This is a genomic window from Asticcacaulis sp. YBE204 (assembly GCF_000495855.1).
Taxonomy (GTDB): Bacteria; Pseudomonadota; Alphaproteobacteria; order Caulobacterales; family Caulobacteraceae; genus Asticcacaulis.
This window is the reverse complement of sequence record NZ_AWGF01000001.1, coordinates 436,993-454,964: the sequence shown is the minus strand read 5'-3', so window position 1 is coordinate 454,964 and position 17,972 is coordinate 436,993. Positions and strand designations below refer to the sequence as shown.

At 60.3% G+C, this 17,972-nt stretch carries 13 protein-coding genes; 2 read left to right on the top strand and 11 right to left on the bottom strand.

Annotated elements, in window-relative coordinates:
- Positions 1–213: 213 nt before the first annotated feature.
- On the top strand, positions 214–1,926 hold the full coding sequence (locus AEYBE204_RS0119770) for an ATP-binding protein (RefSeq protein ID WP_023460730.1): 1,713 nt from the start codon (positions 214–216) through the stop codon (positions 1,924–1,926).
- Here the strand turns inward: AEYBE204_RS0119770 and AEYBE204_RS22990 are convergent.
- From AEYBE204_RS22990 to AEYBE204_RS22950, 9 genes are all read right to left on the bottom strand, one after another.
- Positions 1,923–2,951, bottom strand: coding sequence for a sugar kinase (locus tag AEYBE204_RS22990; protein WP_023460729.1), 1,029 nt, complete (start codon positions 2,949–2,951; stop codon positions 1,923–1,925). The genes AEYBE204_RS0119770 and AEYBE204_RS22990 overlap by 4 nt on opposite strands.
- A gap of 142 nt (positions 2,952–3,093) precedes the next feature.
- Positions 3,094–6,081 (bottom strand): TonB-dependent receptor, encoded by a 2,988-nt coding sequence (locus AEYBE204_RS22985; protein ID WP_023460728.1) that lies wholly within the window; start codon positions 6,079–6,081, stop codon positions 3,094–3,096.
- A gap of 348 nt (positions 6,082–6,429) precedes the next feature.
- On the bottom strand, positions 6,430–7,272 hold the full coding sequence (locus AEYBE204_RS22980; protein WP_023460727.1) for a 2-keto-4-pentenoate hydratase: 843 nt from the start codon (positions 7,270–7,272) through the stop codon (positions 6,430–6,432).
- A complete protein-coding gene (locus AEYBE204_RS22975) occupies positions 7,269–8,447 on the bottom strand; it encodes a glycoside hydrolase family 105 protein (RefSeq protein ID WP_023460726.1) in 1,179 nt (392 codons plus the stop codon). Before AEYBE204_RS22975 ends, AEYBE204_RS22980 begins: the two co-directional genes overlap by 4 nt.
- Positions 8,441–9,973, bottom strand: coding sequence for a glycoside hydrolase family 28 protein (locus AEYBE204_RS22970; RefSeq protein ID WP_023460725.1), 1,533 nt, complete (start codon positions 9,971–9,973; stop codon positions 8,441–8,443). Before AEYBE204_RS22970 ends, AEYBE204_RS22975 begins: the two co-directional genes overlap by 7 nt.
- A complete protein-coding gene (locus AEYBE204_RS22965) occupies positions 9,974–11,272 on the bottom strand; it encodes an ABC transporter substrate-binding protein (RefSeq protein WP_035441426.1) in 1,299 nt (432 codons plus the stop codon).
- Between the two features lie 4 nt (positions 11,273–11,276).
- Positions 11,277–12,149, bottom strand: a complete 873-nt coding sequence (locus AEYBE204_RS22960) for a carbohydrate ABC transporter permease (protein ID WP_023460723.1) — start codon at positions 12,147–12,149, stop codon at positions 11,277–11,279.
- A 1-nt stretch (position 12,150) separates the two neighbouring features.
- Positions 12,151–13,053 (bottom strand): carbohydrate ABC transporter permease, encoded by a 903-nt coding sequence (locus AEYBE204_RS22955; protein WP_023460722.1) that lies wholly within the window; start codon positions 13,051–13,053, stop codon positions 12,151–12,153.
- Positions 13,043–14,185: an ABC transporter ATP-binding protein gene (locus tag AEYBE204_RS22950; protein ID WP_023460721.1), complete on the bottom strand. Its 1,143-nt coding sequence runs from the start codon at positions 14,183–14,185 to the stop codon at positions 13,043–13,045. Before AEYBE204_RS22950 ends, AEYBE204_RS22955 begins: the two co-directional genes overlap by 11 nt.
- Positions 14,186–14,378: 193 nt before the next feature.
- Between AEYBE204_RS22950 and AEYBE204_RS0119765 the strand changes: the two genes are divergently transcribed.
- Positions 14,379–14,903 (top strand): hypothetical protein, encoded by a 525-nt coding sequence (locus AEYBE204_RS0119765; protein WP_023460720.1) that lies wholly within the window; start codon positions 14,379–14,381, stop codon positions 14,901–14,903.
- Between the two features lie 152 nt (positions 14,904–15,055).
- Here AEYBE204_RS0119765 and uxaC read toward each other — a convergent pair whose 3' ends face one another.
- Entirely contained in the window at positions 15,056–16,468 is a 1,413-nt protein-coding gene (uxaC, locus tag AEYBE204_RS22945) for a glucuronate isomerase (protein WP_023460719.1), read from the bottom strand.
- A 140-nt stretch (positions 16,469–16,608) separates the two neighbouring features.
- On the bottom strand, positions 16,609–17,718 hold the full coding sequence (locus AEYBE204_RS22940) for a LacI family DNA-binding transcriptional regulator (protein WP_023460718.1): 1,110 nt from the start codon (positions 17,716–17,718) through the stop codon (positions 16,609–16,611).
- Between the last annotated feature and the right edge of the window lie 254 nt (positions 17,719–17,972).

Here is a 17,972-nt window from a genome sequence, read left to right as displayed (position 1 = left end):
CCCTACGCTTGCGTGGGGAGGTGCCGAAGCGCGAAGCGTTGAGGCGGAGGGGTATAACGCCAAGCCGTTCAATGGGCTGGGATTTCGGAGTCATCCCCCTCCGTCAGCTTCGCTACGCTCGCTGCCACCTCCCCACTTCGTAGGGAGGAGGGAGCGCATTTAACCACTGACGTCCCAACCGTCTCTTAAGTTTTTTGCGCTACACTCGACCGCATGAACGGCTTTCAAGACATCGCCGCGGCCCGCGTCCGTGGCATTACCGAACGCCTCGTGCTGGCCGCCTTTGTCTGCGGCACGGCCCTGCTGCTGCATTGGAGCGTATGGCCCGCCCTGTGGCTGCTGGTCTATACCGTGTCGCAGGTCATCGATAAACACCTCTTCGGCAAGGCCCTGAAACGCAACGAACAGCCCGACCGGCGGCAGGAAATCATCCTGATCGCCTCGGTCGTGTTCAGCGTCATCGTCTTTTCCAGCATGGCCGCCTATACATGGTTCCTGGGCGGCATGGTCGGGCGCCTGTTTGCCATTGTCGCCATTTCCGGTGCGCTCCTGCACGTCAGTTTGCAGATGAACCAGAAGCGGCGGTTTCTTTATGCCGCCGTCGGCCCGCACGCCGCCTATCTGTTGTTTTTACCTACCTTCAGCGCCCTGACCGAAGGGCCGCAGGCCCTGATGCTGCTGACCCTGAATATCGGCACGCTGGTGTTTCTGACCAATCTGGCGCTGGCCGTGCGGCAATCGCGTCAGGCCATGATCGAGGTCACCGAAGCGCGCAATACCGCCGAACAGGCCAGTGCCGCGAAATCGAACTTCCTCGCCGTCATGACCCACGAAATCCGTACCCCGATGAATGCGGTGGTGTCCGCCGCGCACCTGCTAAAGCGCACCGAGCTGACGCCGGAACAGACCGAACACGTCACCATGCTTACTGAGGCCAGCGACCTGCTGCTGGCCCTTGTCAACGACGTGCTCGATATCTCGAAGATCGAGGCCGGCAAGATGACGCTCGACTATACGGCGCTCGACCTGCCCGACCTGATCGAGGGGATGGCGCGTCTGTGGCGGCCCCAGATCGAACAGAAGGGTTTGCGTTTAGAGGTGCATATCGCCACCGGCCTGTCACGGCACATTCAGGCCGACGCCCTGCGCCTGCGTCAGATCCTGTTCAACCTGTTGTCCAATGCCGTTAAATTCACCGCTCAGGGTACGATCCGTCTGACCCTGGCCCAGCACGACGGCATTATCTGTTTCGAGGTCGCCGATCAGGGTATCGGCATTCCGCCCGCGCTCAAGGATCGCATCTTTTCCAGTTTCGAACAGGCCGAAACCGCCACGACCCGCCGCTATGGCGGCACCGGTCTCGGCCTGCCCATTTCACGCCAACTGGCCCGCCTGATGGGCGGCGATATCGAAATGGTCTCCATCCCCCATGTCGGCTCGGCCTTTACGCTCAGCCTGCCCTATCTGCCGGTCCACACCGCACCCGTCGAGGAAGTCCCCATGTCCGCGTCCCCCATCGAAGCCCCGCGCGCCCGTCGCGTCCTGATCGTCGATGACCACGAGGTCAATCGCCGCATCGTCTCGTTGTTCATCAAGCCCGCCGGTTTTGACGCGGTCATGGCCGTGAACGGGGCCGAAGCCGTCGAGGCGGCACGAGTCGAGACCTTCGATGCGATCCTGATGGACATGCAGATGCCGGTCATGGGCGGCATAGACGCCACCGCCGCCATCCGCGCCGAAGCCGGACCCAATCAGCAGACGCCTATCATCGCCCTCACCGCCAATGCGCTGGACGGGCATAAAAAGGCGTGGGAAGCCGTCGGCGTCTACGACTTCCTGACCAAGCCGATCGATCCGGACCTGCTGATCGATACGCTGGTGTCGCGGGTCACGGCGGTGGAAGCCGACGCGCGTAAAAGCGCTTAGCGCTTAACGTCGAAGCCGTCTTCGCTGAGGAACGCTTCGAGGTCGGCCACGGTCGCCAGTGCGAAGTCGCCCGGCATGGCGTGCTTCAGGCAGCCGCCCGCGATACCGAGATCAAGCGCTTCCTGATCGGTTTTGCCGCTGAGGATGCCGTGCAGAACGCCCGCCGCGAAGGCGTCGCCGCCGCCGATCCGGTCGATAATGCGCGCGATGTCGTAGCACTTCGTCTCCAGCGACTCGCTGCGGGTATACATCAGACCGGCCAGACGGTTATGATCGACATTGACCTGTTCGCGGCGCGTGGAAATCAGGCGCTGCAAGTCCGGGAAGGCGGCAAAGGCGTGGTCGGCAGCGGCGCGGTTGCGCGCCTCGCTGCCCGGTTCGCCGTCAAAGACCGTCTGGAAGACCAGCTCGATATCGCGGTAGCCGCCGAAGATCAGGTCGGCCTGCGCCATCAGTTGCGGGATCAGCGACCGGGCGTCGCCGCCCCAGGCTTCCCACAGCTTCGGACGGTAGTTGCAGTCGAACGAGACCTTGATCCCCAGCGTGCGGGCGACCTGCATGGCCTTCAGCGCGCCATTGAAGGCGTTCAGTCCCAGCGCCGCCGTGACGCCCGACACGTGCAGCCACGCCGAACCGGCCAGCAGATTGGCCCAGTCGAACGACGCGAAATCGGCCTCGGCAAAGGCCGAACCGGCGCGATCGTAAAGGATGTCCGACGGGCGATGGATGCCGCCGGTGGTCAGGAAATAGAGCCCCATACGGCCGGGTGCGGTGGTGACGCGGCTGGCATCGACCCCCCAGAAGCGCAGTTGCCCGGCGGCGGCGTGGCCCAGATCGTTGTCGGGAATGACGCTGATGACGCGCGTGGCGTGACCCAGACGCGCCAGACCCACCGCCACATTGGCCTCCGCCCCGCCGACGAAGGGCGTCAGTTCCGGCAGGCTATAGAGCGGATCGCGACCCGAAGTCGACAGACGGATCAGCAGTTCGCCGAAACAGGTAAAGGCTTGGGGCGTCGAGGACATAAGCGGCTTCCGTTGGATATCTTTGTGTCAGGCTTTAAAGCCTTATCCCCAAAAGGGGAACCCTTTTTAAGCGGGCAAACCTTCATAAAAAAGAGGCGCCGCACATGCGACGCCTCAAGTTTGGTTTGCAGGCAGGAGAAGATCAGTACTTGTAGCGGAAGCCCAGATAGTACTGACGACCCGGATGCGAGTAGTCGAGCGGCAGATCGCCGACGACATTGCCCTGGGCCGTATTGTAGGCGACGTAGCGGTCGTCGTATTCGTCGGTCAGGTTGATGCCTTCACCCACCAGCGTGATGTGCTTGTTGAGCTTGTAGGTGATCTGAGCGTCGACGTTGAAGGTCTCGTTCTTGCCAGAGAAGTCGGCTCCGGACCCCGGCGCCAGCATGACGAGGTAGCCTTCGCGGTAGGACGACGCGACGCGGCCCGACAGCTTGCCGTCTTCGTAGTAGAAGGTGACGTTGTAGGACTCAGGCGACAGACCGAGCAGGTTTTCCTCGCGGTAAACGGCGGTCGTCGTCGTCGAGGTGTTGTAGTTGATCTTCGATTCGACGTGGGTGTAGTTGAACACACCACCCGTATAGCGCAGGAAGCCCGGCAGGAAGGTGAACGGCGTCTGGAAGGAGATTTCAAAGCCTTTCAGTTCGCCGCCCGGCGTGTTGACGGGCTGGGTCACCGTATAGGGCGTCGAGGCGACCTGGCCGGTACCGTCAAGCAGGCTGATATCGAAGCCGGTTTCCGAGAACGGAACGACGCGCGTGAAGGACTGGATGTAGCTCTTGATGTCCTTCTTGAAGAAGCCGATCGTGAGCAGCGAGTCCTTGTTCGGATACCATTCGAAGCTCAGATCCATCGTATTGGCGCGTACCGGATCGAGGTACGGATTGCCGACGCTGAGGGTCTGGCTGGCGGTGGTGATCGTACCGCCGGGCGACAGGCTGGCCAGGGTCGGACGTGCCATCGTTTTGGCCGCCGCGAACCGGACATAGATATTTTCGAACGGTTCAAGCGTCAGGTTCATCGCCGGCAGGGTATCGGAATAGCTGCGTTCGATGGTCGTCAGGATCGGCGTCGTGCCCTTGCCGACATAGCCGGAGACGCGTTGTTGCGTATCGGCCTTGCGCACCCCGATATTGCCGCGGAACGGTATGGTGCCGAGGTCCGTGCTGAAATCGAGCTGGATATAGGCCGTATCGTCCTTTTCGTGCGCGTCGCGGTTATTGGCGCGCGACGACGAATTGACCGTATTGATGGTGAAGGTGCCGTACTGGTTCACGCAGCGGCAATCGTAGCCGAAGGTCGAACGGATCAGGTCGAGGTTCGGGATCAGGAAGGTATTGCCCGCCACCGACACGCTCTGCGAATATTTGCCGAGATCGGCCTGAATGGCGTCAACCAGACCCGCCGAATAGCTGACGCCGGTCGCGGCCTTGTGCGCGGCTTCGTCACGCGTATTGGTGCTGGCGGTGTAGCGGCCCCATTCGACGGATTCGAAGTCGTAGCTCTTGGTCGACGCGCCGAACTTCACCGTGAAGGTGTCGTTGAAATCGTATTTGAAATCGATCTTGGTCGTCGCGAACTTGTTCTCGACGCTTTGCGGACGAATGCGGATCAACGACGCGTCGCCGAGTGCCGCGCTGGCGGCCGGAGTCGTCGCGGTGGTGTTCGGCGTATAGGACCAGTAACAGGCCTTGTCCGGCGTACAGCCGTTCTTGGTGCCATAGTTGAAGACCGGCGCGTTCTTGTTCGTGAAGTCGTAGGAATAGCCCTGCACGTCATAGGCGTCGAAGGTGAAGGTCGTCTGTTCCGGATTGTCCTGAAGCGAGTTGGACGCGCCGACCAGAACCTTCATCTTCAGCTTTTCACCGATGTCCTGCTCCCAGGTCAGGTTCAACTGGCTGAAGGTGGTTTTCAGTTCGTCGAAACGCTGCTCGGCCCGCACGTCGACATCGTTGAACGTGCCCTTGATGAGCGTGCCGGTGTCGTCGATCGTGTAGTTGTAGACGTCGGTTTTGGGCAGGCCCTGACCGTTGCGGCTGAACGAAATGGCTTCGATTTCGTATTCCTGACGATTCGACTGGAAGGTGGCGTACATGGCGTCGAGCGTCACCAGCGTGCCTTCGAACGGACGCATCTGGAACGAACCGGTGACGCCGAGGCGCTTCTGGTCCTGAATCAGACGCGAATAGCGCGGGATACGCGGGTGCAAGGCACGGCTGATCTTTTGCGCTTCGCCCGTCAGGGTCGGGTTCGTCGCGTGAGTTTCGGTCGTGTTACAGGCCGCATTGGCATTGGTACAGGCAGCGATGGCGTTCCAGGTCGTGCCGCCATCGGTGGAATAGCGCTCGAAACGACCGACGTTCGACGGTGAATAGGCGTTTTCGAAACGCGTGGTGTTCGAGCCCTCTTCGTTGGCCATGCGCTCGCCATAGGCGACCGACAGCAGCGCCCCCAGGCGACCGTCCGCCCAGCGGTTGGAGATCAGGAACGTGCCGCGTGGCGACGTGTCCTTGGACAGGTCGTTATAGCCCAGCTGCCCCGAACCGGCGAGCGTGAAACCCTTATAATCGAACGGACGCGCGGTACGCAGATCGACGGTGGCGCCCAGCGAACCTTCTTCGATTTCCGCCGACAGCGACTTGCGCACGGTCAGAGAGTTGAACAGTTCCGCCGCGAAGACGTTGAAGTCGAAACCGCGGCCGCGGTTGGCGCCGCCCGACACGTCCTTGCCGCCGGCGGTCGCCAGAGCTTCAAGTTCGTTCAGACGCACGCGGGTGAATTCGGAATTGAGACCACGCACGGTAATCGTGCGGCCTTCGCCACCATCGCGGTCGATCGCCACGCCCGGCACGCGTTGCAGCGATTCGGCGAGGTTCAGGTCAGGAAACTGCGCGATATCGTCGGACTTGATGACGTCGACGATGTCGTTCGACTTGCGCTTTTCGCTGATCGAGCTTTGTAGCGAGTTACGGAAACCGGTGACGACGACGACCGTTTCTTCGGGCTCGGCTGGCGCGGCGTCCTGCGCAAAGGCCGGCGCGACGGCACCGACGCTCATCAGCGCCAGCAGAGAGACGCCGTAATGCGCGATTTTGGACGCATTTCGGGTGTGGATAGGCTTCGACTTCATAAATTTAACTCCCCGTTACACCAGACACCTCCGCTGTTTTTTATGCGGTAAGCGATCTGGTACTGTGACACCCGTTATCGGGCTTTTGATATTAATTTGCTGACACCGGTGTCAAAAATTCTTTGGTAACCGGTGTCAATCGCCGAAAGAAAGACATATCTCCGCAAAAAAAACAAGACATTCGTCACAACAAGATGTGAAGGGTGACATATCTGCCATATTTTTATCCTGAATGACCCTCTTTTCGACACGAATGTCGGAATGTTGCCGCATCAGACTTAATAAATTCTGAAACAAAAAAACGCCGCCCCTGATTCAGGGACGGCGCCATTGCGGTATTTTTAGAGCCTAGACCAGTTCGGATTTGTCCGAGGTCAGTTCGACCGTTTTCAGATCGATGCTGTAGTCGTCGTGATGCGGACCGGAATAGGTCACCTTCGAGACCTGACCCGCGACGATATCGTGGATGCCGGTCGTGGCCCCCGATGAAATCAGTTGACCAGCCTTGAGCGGACGACCGCGCGCCGCCAGATGCCCGGCCAGCCAGGCGATGGCCTTCAGCGGGCCGCCCGGCATGGTGAACAGGCCGCCCTCGCCGACAACGACGCCGTCGATTTCGGTCGTGGCCTTATAGCCCTTGACGGTCGCCTCATCGAGGTCGGCCACCGTGCTGTTCTCATCATAGGCCGCCAGTTGCAGACCGAGAATCAAACCGAAATTATTCCCGAAGTCCGACGCGACCACCGTCGGCCCCAGCTTGTTGATCGTCGGCAGCGGCGAACCGGCCATCTCGACCCCGGCAAACAGGGCGTCGATCAGGCCCAGCGCCTCGACTTCGCTGTATTCGGTCTTGCCCGGTTCGGCGTCCTTACCGATGCGGAAGACGAACTCGGCCTCGACAGCGGCGAAACCGTCGGTGAAGACGGGGATTTCGACCTCACCGGCGGCGGGCTTGAACAGGGTGTCGAACACCGGCCCGGCCAGACGCTCGGTGCCGTGTTCGGCCTGACGTTCCGGGGCCAGACGGCCGATCTTCCAGCCGACGACCGGACGGTTCCACAGACCGATGGCGGCTTCCTGAATCGCATAGGACTCGGTCAGGGCCGCCGGAATATCACCGGGATAATCCTTGAGCGCGGTTGCGGCGCGACGGGCGGAAACGAAACGGTTGGCGATATCCTGAGTGCTCATAAGGTCTCCTTGGCCCGAACCCCTTCGGACAGCGCCCACATCAGCGCGCCCACACCCTTGGGGTCGTTCGGCGTAATTTTTTCCGACAGATAATATTCGTAGGAGCCGTCGCGGTAAGGCACATTGCCGAGACCGGCGACGCCGCAAATGCCATTTAGCGCACCCGGCGTGACAAAGCGATCACAAACCGCATGCAGCGATGCGATTCCGGTATCGCTAACATCCTTGCCCATGATGCCCATGCGGGCGGCCTTCATCAGGCCGTAGGCCACCATGGCCGAAGCCGAGGCTTCCTCATAATTACCTTCGCGGTCGCCCTGATCGACGACCTGATACCACAGGCCATTTTCCGAGCGGAATTTCAGCAGCGCGTTAAGGGTGTCGCGCGTGATGCGGGCAATTTCGTCGCGCAGATGCTCGCTGAAGCCTTCCGAGGCTTCATAGACATCGACCAGGGCCCCGACCCACCAGCCCATCGAACGCCCCCAGACGTTTTGAGACAGACCGGTCTGTTTATCGGCCCACCGTTCGGCACGGCTCTCGTCCCAACCGTGGAAATAGAGGCCATTGTCCTTTTTCAGCAGGCGATCGACGCTGCTGAACTGCGCTACCGTGTCGGCGAACAGGACTTCGTTGCCAGTCATCCGGGCATAGGACGCCTGAAACGGCTGGGCCATGAACAGGCCGTCGAGCCAGACCTGATGCGGATAGATCTGCTTGTGCCAGTAATTGCCGGATCGGGTGCGCGGATGGTCCTTCAACTGCGCATACTGGACGTCCATCGCCTTGCGGAAGCGTTCATCGCCGGTGATGGCGTAAAGCGGGAACAGAATCTTGCCGCCATTGACGTGGTCAATATTGTATTCCTTGGGCAAGAAGGTCGGCATCGAACCGTCGGGCAGGATGCGGCTTTCCATCTCCTGAAGCACATAATCGAGCAGCGCCGGGTCGCGGGTGACCAGATAGAGGTCGAGCGCGCCTTTCCAGATGACACCATCCTCATAGTTCCAGTGGGGGCGATAGGGCGTCCAGCTACGGAAATAGCCGTTCAGGAACGCGGGCACCTGCGCGCCGAATGGTGCCAGACGGCGTGTTGTGTCCGCCGACAAATCGAACGGGCGCTGAACCGTCGCTGCGGCGACATCGACGGGGATAGAGTGGCTGACATCTAGCATGTGACGTTTTCCAGAATGATCGGTTCGCCGTCCTGACCCTCGATATCGAGGCCGGTCAGGCGAACATTTTTAGCAGCGGAAATATAGACGCCCAGACGGACTACCAGCGGGATGGTCGCCGCCATGTCGGGTTCGCCGGGTTGGGCGTCGAGGTTATAGCGAATGCGGAAATTTTCGATGGTCAGCCCGTCGATGGGCTGTTCCGGCAGACCCAGCGCATAGACCGCCGCGTGGCGTACCCCCTCAGCGGTGATATTGCGCAACGACAATCCGCCGAGGCTGGGCGTACCGTCATCGACCGGGCAAGCGTTACGGTCGGCGATATAGTCGGTCTTGCCGTCTGGATCGCACCAGTAGAAGCTATTGATCACGAAGGCCGTGCCGACATCCTGCATATGGATATTGGCAAAATTCAGATTTCGCCCGACCGCATCCTTGCCGCGTCCGCGCCGGGTCTTCAGGCGGATGCCGCGATCCGTACCGGTAAACAGACAGTTCTGTACCCAGACGTCATAGACACCGCAGGCCATTTCCGAGCCAATGACGACGGCCCCATGCCCGTCCTGCATCCAGCAATTGGAAATGCGCACCCGCCGCGTCGGGCGCACCACACGCTGCGCCATGGATAGCTTGCCGGATTTCAAGGCGATGCAGTCATCACCGACCGTGAAATGCACCCCGCAGATGGTCACGTCGGTGCAGCTTTCGGGGTTCAGCCCGTCGGTATTGGGGCTATCAGCGGGCGCCTTGATTTTCAGATTGGTGAAAGTCAGCCAGCGCGAGGCGAGCGGGTGCAGGGTCCACGACGGGCTGTTGTTCAGGGTCACGCCTTCGATCAACACATGCTCGCAATCGACCGCATAGATCAGCCGGGGCCGCCAGCCGATGAAGCGTTCCTTAGGCTTCGACCACCAGGTATCGAACCCGGCTTGACCGTCGATTTCACCTTCGCCGTAGATCTGGACATTGCTGACCGACAAGAGATTGATGAGTGCGGCGTGGCAATCGTCGGCCTCGCCTTCCCACGAACCGAGATAGGTTTTCTCACGACCGTCGGTGTCGTACAGCACCCCCGGCAGGACGGGCCATTGGGTTATATCGCGATGCCCCATCAGGCGGGCGCCTGCGGTGATTTCCAGCGCCATATCGCTTTTCAGGAACAGTGGCGCGGTCAGGTAATCGCCCTCGGACAAACGCACCAGCCCGTCACGCGGACAGGCCGAGATCGCCGCCTGCAAGGCCCGACTATCGTCGGTGACGCCGTCGCCCTTGGCCCCGAAGGCGCGCGGATCGACCACTGCCTTTAACGCCGTGGTGCGCGCGGCGACGCTCAGATCACCGACCGACACACGATAGACCGTATCGGGCCTAAGATTGCGCAGGGTGAAGACATTCAGATCCGTCTCTAATCGCACCGTGCCATCGACCACGACCTGACGCATGGTATCGGCGCGGTAGATGCTGCCGTCGTCCACCTCGAAGGTAAGCGCGGTCGGCAGGTCGGCGATGAGTTTCAGTTCACCCATTTATCTCACGACGCGGTGGAGTATGGCATTGATATCGTCGAACAGGCGGTCGCCCGCCTGCTGTTCCGAAATCCGGCCATAGCCTAGCGCTTCGAGGATGTCCTGAAAACCGTCGCGGACGCGGGGATGCTCGAAATAGGGGCTTTCCAGCACATTGATTTGCGCCGAGGCCAGTTGCGCCTCGCTGGCCTGTTGCAGCGGACTGATCAGGCCTTCGTCATTAAGCAATTTCCGGGCGGTTTTCGACACCGGCACCCCACGTTTCAGCTCCATCGCCCGCACCCCGTCGGGGTCGTTGAGCAGGAAGTCGATCAGCATCACCGCTTCGTCCGGGTGGGCCGTCGTCGCATTGGCGGCGAACATCATCGACGGGCGGAACATCATGCCGGAGTCCTTGGCACCTTCGCGCAACGGATAGGGCGCCAGCGCGATTTTCTGGTTCCCGGCCAAAGTGTCGCTGTATTTCTCGATGGTCGAGTTCCACATGAAGGTCCCGGCAAACTGTCCGTTGATCCACGGACGCATTTCCTGCTGGGCAACATTACCATAGGAGGCGCGGACCTGCGCGCTCGGCCAGACGTGGTCGCGCGTCATCCGGGCATAAAGCCCGGCGAAGTCGTGCATGTCCTGCCGCGAGCAGTTGAGCGATTTGGTCTCAGCACTGATCAGCGGCTTGCCGGTCCCCTGCACCACATAGGTCCGAGCCAGCCCGATGAATTCCAGAAACAGGCCGTCGATGGGATAATAGCCGTCACCGAGTTTTTGTTTGAACTGCGGCCCGCGCGCGAACAGCTCGTCCCACGACGACGGCAGGGACAGGCCCGCCTTGTCGTAGGTCGTCTGGTTGAGATAGACCAGCCGCGCGGCATTCGACACCGGGATGGCGTTCAGGTGCCCCTTGGTCGTGCCCATGTTCAGGCTGCGCGCATCGAACTGACTGAGATCGATCTTGTCGCGGTGCTGATTGAGATCGAGGAAGCCGGTGCCGTCGGGCGAAAACAGGGTCTGCCAGAACCAGTTGATCTGCATGACGTCGGGCGCGGTGCGGCCGGAAATCTGCGTCGTCAGGCGCTCAAGATGCCCGGCGAACCCGGTATATTCGGCGCGCACGCGGATGCCGTGGCGTTTCTCGAAGCGCTTGAGCGCCTCCAGCGTCGCCTTGTGGGCGGACGACCCGCCCCACCAGCTCATGCGGAGTTCTTTCGTACCTGCGGGCCGCGAGGACGTCTGACCGCACGCCGTCAATGCGGCAGCCGCCCCCAGCAACATGGTCCGGCGATGTAATCTGTATGCGTCCATCGCCCTACCCCTTCACCGCGCCGGAGGTCAGACCTTCGACGAAGTATTTCTGAGCCGCGAAGAACAGAATCAGCGACGGCGCAATCGCGATGGTCGACATAGCCAGGATCTCGTTCCACGAGGTCGCTTCGGTGACGTCGATCGACATCTTGAGCGCCAGCGCCACGGGGTATTTCTCGACCGACGACAGATAGATCAGCGGCTGGAGGAAGTCGTTCATCGACCACATGAACTGGAACAGGGCAACCGAGATGATCGCCGGCAGGATGACCGGGCAGACGATCAGGGTCAGGACCTGAAACGAATTGCAGCCATCCATCACCGCCGCCTCTTCCATATCGAGCGGTAGGGTGCGCATGAACTGGATGATCATGAAGACGAAGAAGCCCTCGGTCGCAAAGGCCTGCGGCGCGTAGAGGGGCAGATAGGTGTCGAGCCAGCCGAATTCGCGGAACATCAGATATTGCGGGATGAGCAGCACGGACTTCGGCAACAGAACGGTCGCCATGAGGAGCGCGAACAGCCACTTGCGACCCGGAATGGCGAAACGCGCAAAGCCGTAGGCGACGACGACCGAGGAAATGACGGTGACAATGACCTTCGGGATGACGATCTTCATCGTATTGAGCAGGTAGGTCGCAAACGTATATTCGGTCGAGGTCTTCCAGCCGTTGACGAAGCCGTCGGTCGTCGGTTCCTTCGGGATGAAGCCGATCGAGGAGAAGATTTCGGCGTTGTTCTTGAACGCCCCGCCGATCATCCACAGCAGCGGATAGATCATCACGAAGCCGACGAGGATCAGAATGCCGTAACGCAAAAAGGCGTTGAGGACGGGCAGGTGTTTACGCCAGCCGGTGTCTATTGTCGCGGTGACCATATCAGTGGCCTCCCTTGTCGTCGCCGCGGTCCTGAGCGTAGAACACCCAGTGTTTCTGCGACCAGAAGGCCACGGCGGTAAAGATGGCGATGATGATGAACAACACCCAGGACAGGGCCGAGGAGTAGCCGAGATTGAAATATTTGAAGGCTTCCTCGTAGATCATCAGCGGCAACAGATAGCTCGACTTGAGCGGCCCCCCGGCGGTGATGATGTACGGCCCGTTGAACTCCTGAAAGGCCTGCACGATCTGCATGATGAAGTTGAAGAACAGGACCGGCGTCAGCAGCGGCAGGGTAATCATCCAGAACTGCTTCATCCGTGAGGCACCGTCGAGGTCGGCGGCCTCATAAAGGTCTTCGGGGATGGCTTTCAGGCCGGCGAGGAACACGACCATGGCCGAACCGAACTGCCACAGGCGCAGGAGGACGATGGAGAACATGGCCGTCGTCGGCTCGCCCAGCCAGTTGACGCCGCCGATGCCGAGGCTGCCCAGCCCCTGATTGATCAGGCCGTCACCCGCAAACACGAAGCGCCAGACCACTGCGATGGCCACGCTGCCGCCGAGGATCGAGGGCAGGTAAAAGGCGGTGCGGAACAGGCCAATGCCGCGCAGCTTGAAGTTCAGCACCACGGCGATGAACAGCGCGAAGGCCAGTTTCAGCGGCACGGTGATAAAGACATAGGCGAAAGTCACACCCAGCGATTTCTGAAACGTCGAATCCGAAACCATGCCGGTATAGTTGGCGAGGCCTGTGAACTGCGCCGCGCCCAGCTGGTCCTGCAAGCGCGCATCGGTCAGGCTGAGGATAAACGACGCGACGAACGGAAAGGCCGTAAACAGCAGGAAACCGATGACGAAGGGGGTGACGTAGAGACTGCCGATCAGCTTGTTATTGTACATGACCAGACCCGTCTGTCTCACTCGCGAAGTCGGGCGACACGCCGACGGCCAGACCGGCCTCATCGAACAGGTGCGCGCGGTTCAGATCGATCGTCAGCCGCACTTCCTGATGGTTATGTACCGGCGCTTCGCCGTCCAGCTTGAGGATGATCGGTTCGCCGTCGAAGCCTTTCAGCGTCACATAGGCGAAGGTTTCACCGCCCAGACGCTCGATCAGGATGACATAGCCGCTCAGGTGGCCCTCTTCGCCCGCTGCCACCACATGCAGGTTTTCGGGACGGATCCCGAGGCTGGTCGCCGCGCCGGTCGCGGCTTGTGCACCCGTGCGCGGAATGGCCAGCACGCCCTGCGGTGTGTCGAGCGTCACGGCTTCGCCCGACACCGAGCGAACCTTGGTGCTCAGTATATTCATGCGCGGTGAACCGATAAACCCGGCGACGAACAGGTTGGCGGGCTTGCGGTACAGCTCCATCGGCGCGCCGATCTGCTCGATACGACCGGCATTGAGCACGACGATCTTGTCGGCCAAAGTCATGGCCTCAACCTGATCGTGGGTCACGTAAACCGATGTCGCGTTGAGCTTGGTATGCAGGCGCGCGATTTCGACGCGCATCTGACCACGCAACGATGCGTCGAGATTGGACAGGGGCTCGTCGAACAGGAAGACGTCGGGCTCGCGCACTATGGCGCGGCCGATGGCGACGCGCTGACGCTGTCCGCCGGACAAGGCCTTGGGGCGGCGCTTGAGCAGGTGCGTCAGTTGCAAGACTTCGGCCACATCGCGGACCTTGGCGTCGATCTCGGCCTTGGGCAGGCCCTGAATCTTGAGCGCAAAGGCGATATTGTCGGCCACCGTCATATGCGGATAAAGGGCATAGGACTGAAACACCATCGCCACGCCGCGCTTCGACGGATGGGCGTAGGTAACGTCCTTGCCCGCGATATCGATCTGACCGGAGGTCGGCGTATCGAGCCCGGCGATCAGGCGCAGCAGGGTCGACTTGCCGCAGCCCGACGGGCCGACGAAGACGACCATCTCGCCTTTTTGCACTTCGAGCGACACACCCTTGATGACCTCATGGCCATTGAAGGACTTTTTGACGTCACTCAGCTTTACACTGTTTGTAACCACGTTTCCCCGCACTGTTTTTGTTTTTTGTATTTAAACGACCTGTATAGGAAACCGGTGTCATTTTCAACGCCCTAACGGGGGAAAAGCGCGACAAGGCCAGAAAATCATTACCCCGACACTCGAATAACGCGGTTTGCCAAAACAGGTGTTTGGCTGTATCTTTTCCAAAGGATTGCAATCTGAGGGGGTTCTCATGTCCATCGCCGCTTTCGTGCCCAGCACGATAACGCTCTATGGTGCCGTTCATACGGCCATAAGCTTCATACCGCTGTTTATCGGCGGCTATCTCTATGTGACCAAGGGCACGATCGACCTCAGAACCGAACTGGGGAAGATTTATTTTGGGTCAGCCCTGATCGGTGCCGTCACCGGCATCACCATTTTTCATCACGGCGGTCCCGGCATCCCGCACATCGTCAGCGCCCTGTTTATTGTCCTATTGCTGGCCGCTGCCGGAGCCAAATATCTGAGCTTCACGCGCTTCAAAGCCCGGACCATCGAAATCATCAGCCTGTCGGTGACCTATTTCTTCCTTTGGTTCTTTACCACCACCGAAGGCCTGACGCGGCTGCCCGCCGGGAAACCCTTCTCGCCCTCGCCGGAAGCCCCGGAACTGGCCCCGGTGCGCGGGGTGTTGTTGCTACTGCTGATCGCGGGCATCTGGTGGCAATTGCGGGCGGAGAAGAAGAAACTGCCTGCGGCATTGCCGGCAGAATAAGAAAAATTGCAGGAGGACGCGCTCAAACAGCGAAGCGGTAGCGCACAAAAAACGCTCCTGCACCTCGAAACGAAACGAGCCCGATCGGTGACGACAGGGCTCGTTACATATGGGGTGAAGAGGGCTTTCGGCCGCTTCGTCTTTTCCTAGACTTAAAGCTTATAAGCCGCCTTTGGCAGATTATAGGTCAGGTCCTTGATCGTTTCCGCCGCCTCTTCGATATCGAGGCGATGCTCGACGACCAGACGTGCGAGGAAGTTGGCGTCGATGCGGCGGGCGACGTCATGGCGCGCCGGGATCGACAGGAAGGCGCGGGTATCGTCGTTGAAGCCGACCGTGTTGTAGAAGCCCGCCGTTTCGGTGACCTGTTCGCGGAAGCGCGTCATGCCTTCCGGCGAATCGTGGAACCACCACGAGGGGCCGAGCTTGAGGATCGGATAGTGACCGGCCAGCGGGGCCAGTTCGCGCGCATAGCTGGTTTCGTCCAGCGTAAACACGATCACCGTCAGGTTCTTTTCGTTGCCGAAGGCATCGAGCAACGGCTTGAGTTCGTTGACGTAACCCGTCGCCATCGGGATGTCGCAGCCCTTGTCGCGACCGAAGGTCTCGAAGACCTTCTGGTTGTGGTTACGGTACGAACCCGGGTGGATCTGCATGGTCAGGCCGTCGTCGAGACTCATGCGCGCCATTTCGGTCAGCATCTGGGCGCGGAACAGCTCGGCATCGGCGGCGGTGAAATCGCCCTTGATGATGCGGTTGAACAGGGTCTCGGATTCCGCCGTCGACAGGTTGGCGGTCTGGGCCGTCGGGTGGCCGTGGTCGGTCGAGGTCGCGCCCAGTTCCATGAAGAAATCGCGGCGGATGCGGTGCGCCTTAAGGTAACCGGTCCAGCTATAGACGTCCTCGCCCGACAGGTCGGCGAAGACCTTCAGCTTGTCGCGGAAGTCCTCATGCTCGGCATCGATCACCGGGTCCGGGCGATAGGCCGTGACGACGCGGCCTTTCCAGCCAGAGGCCTTGATCTTCTGGTGGTGCTCAAGCGTATCGGTCGGCGATTCCGTCGTCGCCAGAAGCTCGATATTGAAACGTTCGAACAGGGCGCGCGGCTTATAGGCGTCGGACGCCAGAAGCTCGCCGATGCGGTCGTAATAATGATCCGCCGTGGTTTCATCAAGGCGCGTATCGAAGCCCATGATCTCGCCAAAAACGTGGCTCATCCACATCGAGGTCGGCGTGCCGCGGAACAGGTGCTGGTTCGAGGCGAAAATCTTCCACGCGACGCGCGGATCGGCGGTTGACGGGCCAGCCTTGGAGCCGACGCCGACAGCGTTCATTTCCACGCCCTGCGAATAAAGCATCCGATAGGCATAGTGGTCCGGGGCGAGAAACAGTTCCGTCGCATTGCCGAAGTTTTCGTTATCGGCGAACCATTGCGGGTCCGTGTGACCGTGCGGCGACAGGATCGGGAAGGCCTTGACGAGGGCGTAAAGCTCACGCGCGACGGCGCGCTGGGCCGGATCGGATGCGAACAAACGATCTTCGTTCAGAATCAAAGGCTTGGACATGCGAAATTTGAACCGTAAAAAGCGAGGCGCCGACCGGATTTTAAACCGCTGACGATCGAGACACCCCTGTGTTTCCCTGCGCAACAGGTAACCGGTGTCATGGTATTAATCAACCTTTTTAAACCGCCACGGCCCTAAATCTAAGGCTTGAAGTCGAGCTCGCACGGACCAGTGGATTCGCGCACGATCAGGGCCGTGTCGAAAATCGTGATGGTACGACGCGGCGTATCCTCGGAAATGAGGGTTTCTGCGGCGGCACGTCCGATGTCGCGGATCGGCGCGCGCACGCTGGTCAGGCCCGGCGTGATGCGCGAGGCAATCGGCGCGTCGTCATAGCCGATGACGCTCAGATCATCGGGAATGCTCAACCCTAGTTGTGACGCCGCCTTATAGGCACCGATAGCCATTTCGTCATTCGAGGCAAAGATAGCGGTCGGGCGCGGCGACAAGGCCAGCAGGTGACGCGCGGCTTCAAACCCCGATTCGAACGTATATTCTCCGCCGGTGATCAGGTCATCCGACAGGCTCAGACCATGTTCCGCCAAACCCTCATCGAAGCCTTGCCTGCGCTCGCGTGCCGAGGCATAACCCGCCGGGCCTGAAATAAAGCCTATGCGCTTGTGACCAAGGTCGACCAGATGGCTGGCCGCAGCCAGACAGCCCTGTCTGTCCCGAGACACGACCTGCGGCGATACGATCGGCGGATTATTTTCCGCACCGTGCATGGCGGTGATGCGCACATAGGGCACCTCAAGCTCATCGAGCATGGCCAGAAGCTGCCGGTTTTCGGCGATCGGCGGCAGCAGGATGACGCCCGCCAGTCGTTGAAGCTCGACAAAATCGCGAATTTCCTCAAGGAAATCATCGCTGTTCTTATCGCAAGGGTGGACGATGATCTCGGTGCCCGAGCCACGAATGCAATCCAGAATACCCGCCTGGATATTAACCACGTATTGGGCATTGGGATTGTCGTAGATCAGCCCCAGCAGAAACGACCGGCGAAAAGCCAGACCGCGCGCCTGCGGGTCCGGCTTGAAGCCGATGCGGTTGATGATGGTATTGACCTGCTCGCGCGTTTCGGCACGCACGGACGGGGAATTGTTGATCACCCGCGACACGGTCTTCTTCGACACCTGCGCCAGAGATGCCACATCGTTGATCGTGGCCTTCTTGCGACGCGTGAGAAACGCCTCGACCGGATCGATAGCGGACGGGCCGGACGGCGTATTCGGCGCAGAAGGTACGGACATGGATGCGGGACGTTTCCGGTTCAGCCTGAGAATCTTATTGTGGGTTAGTATGCGCAAAGTCGGGTCATCGGCAAGTCGTGGCTTTTTTCGATGCGCATGACGTTGCGCTCTTGCCTAGAGACCCGGTTCAGCAGTATGACACCGGTTACCGAGTAAAAACAACAACAAAGTTTCATCTGTCCCGATGCGGACAGGTCGAGGAGCTTGCTTCCATGTCAGACGACGCCTCTGGTTGCGCAACCCTGAGCGATGCC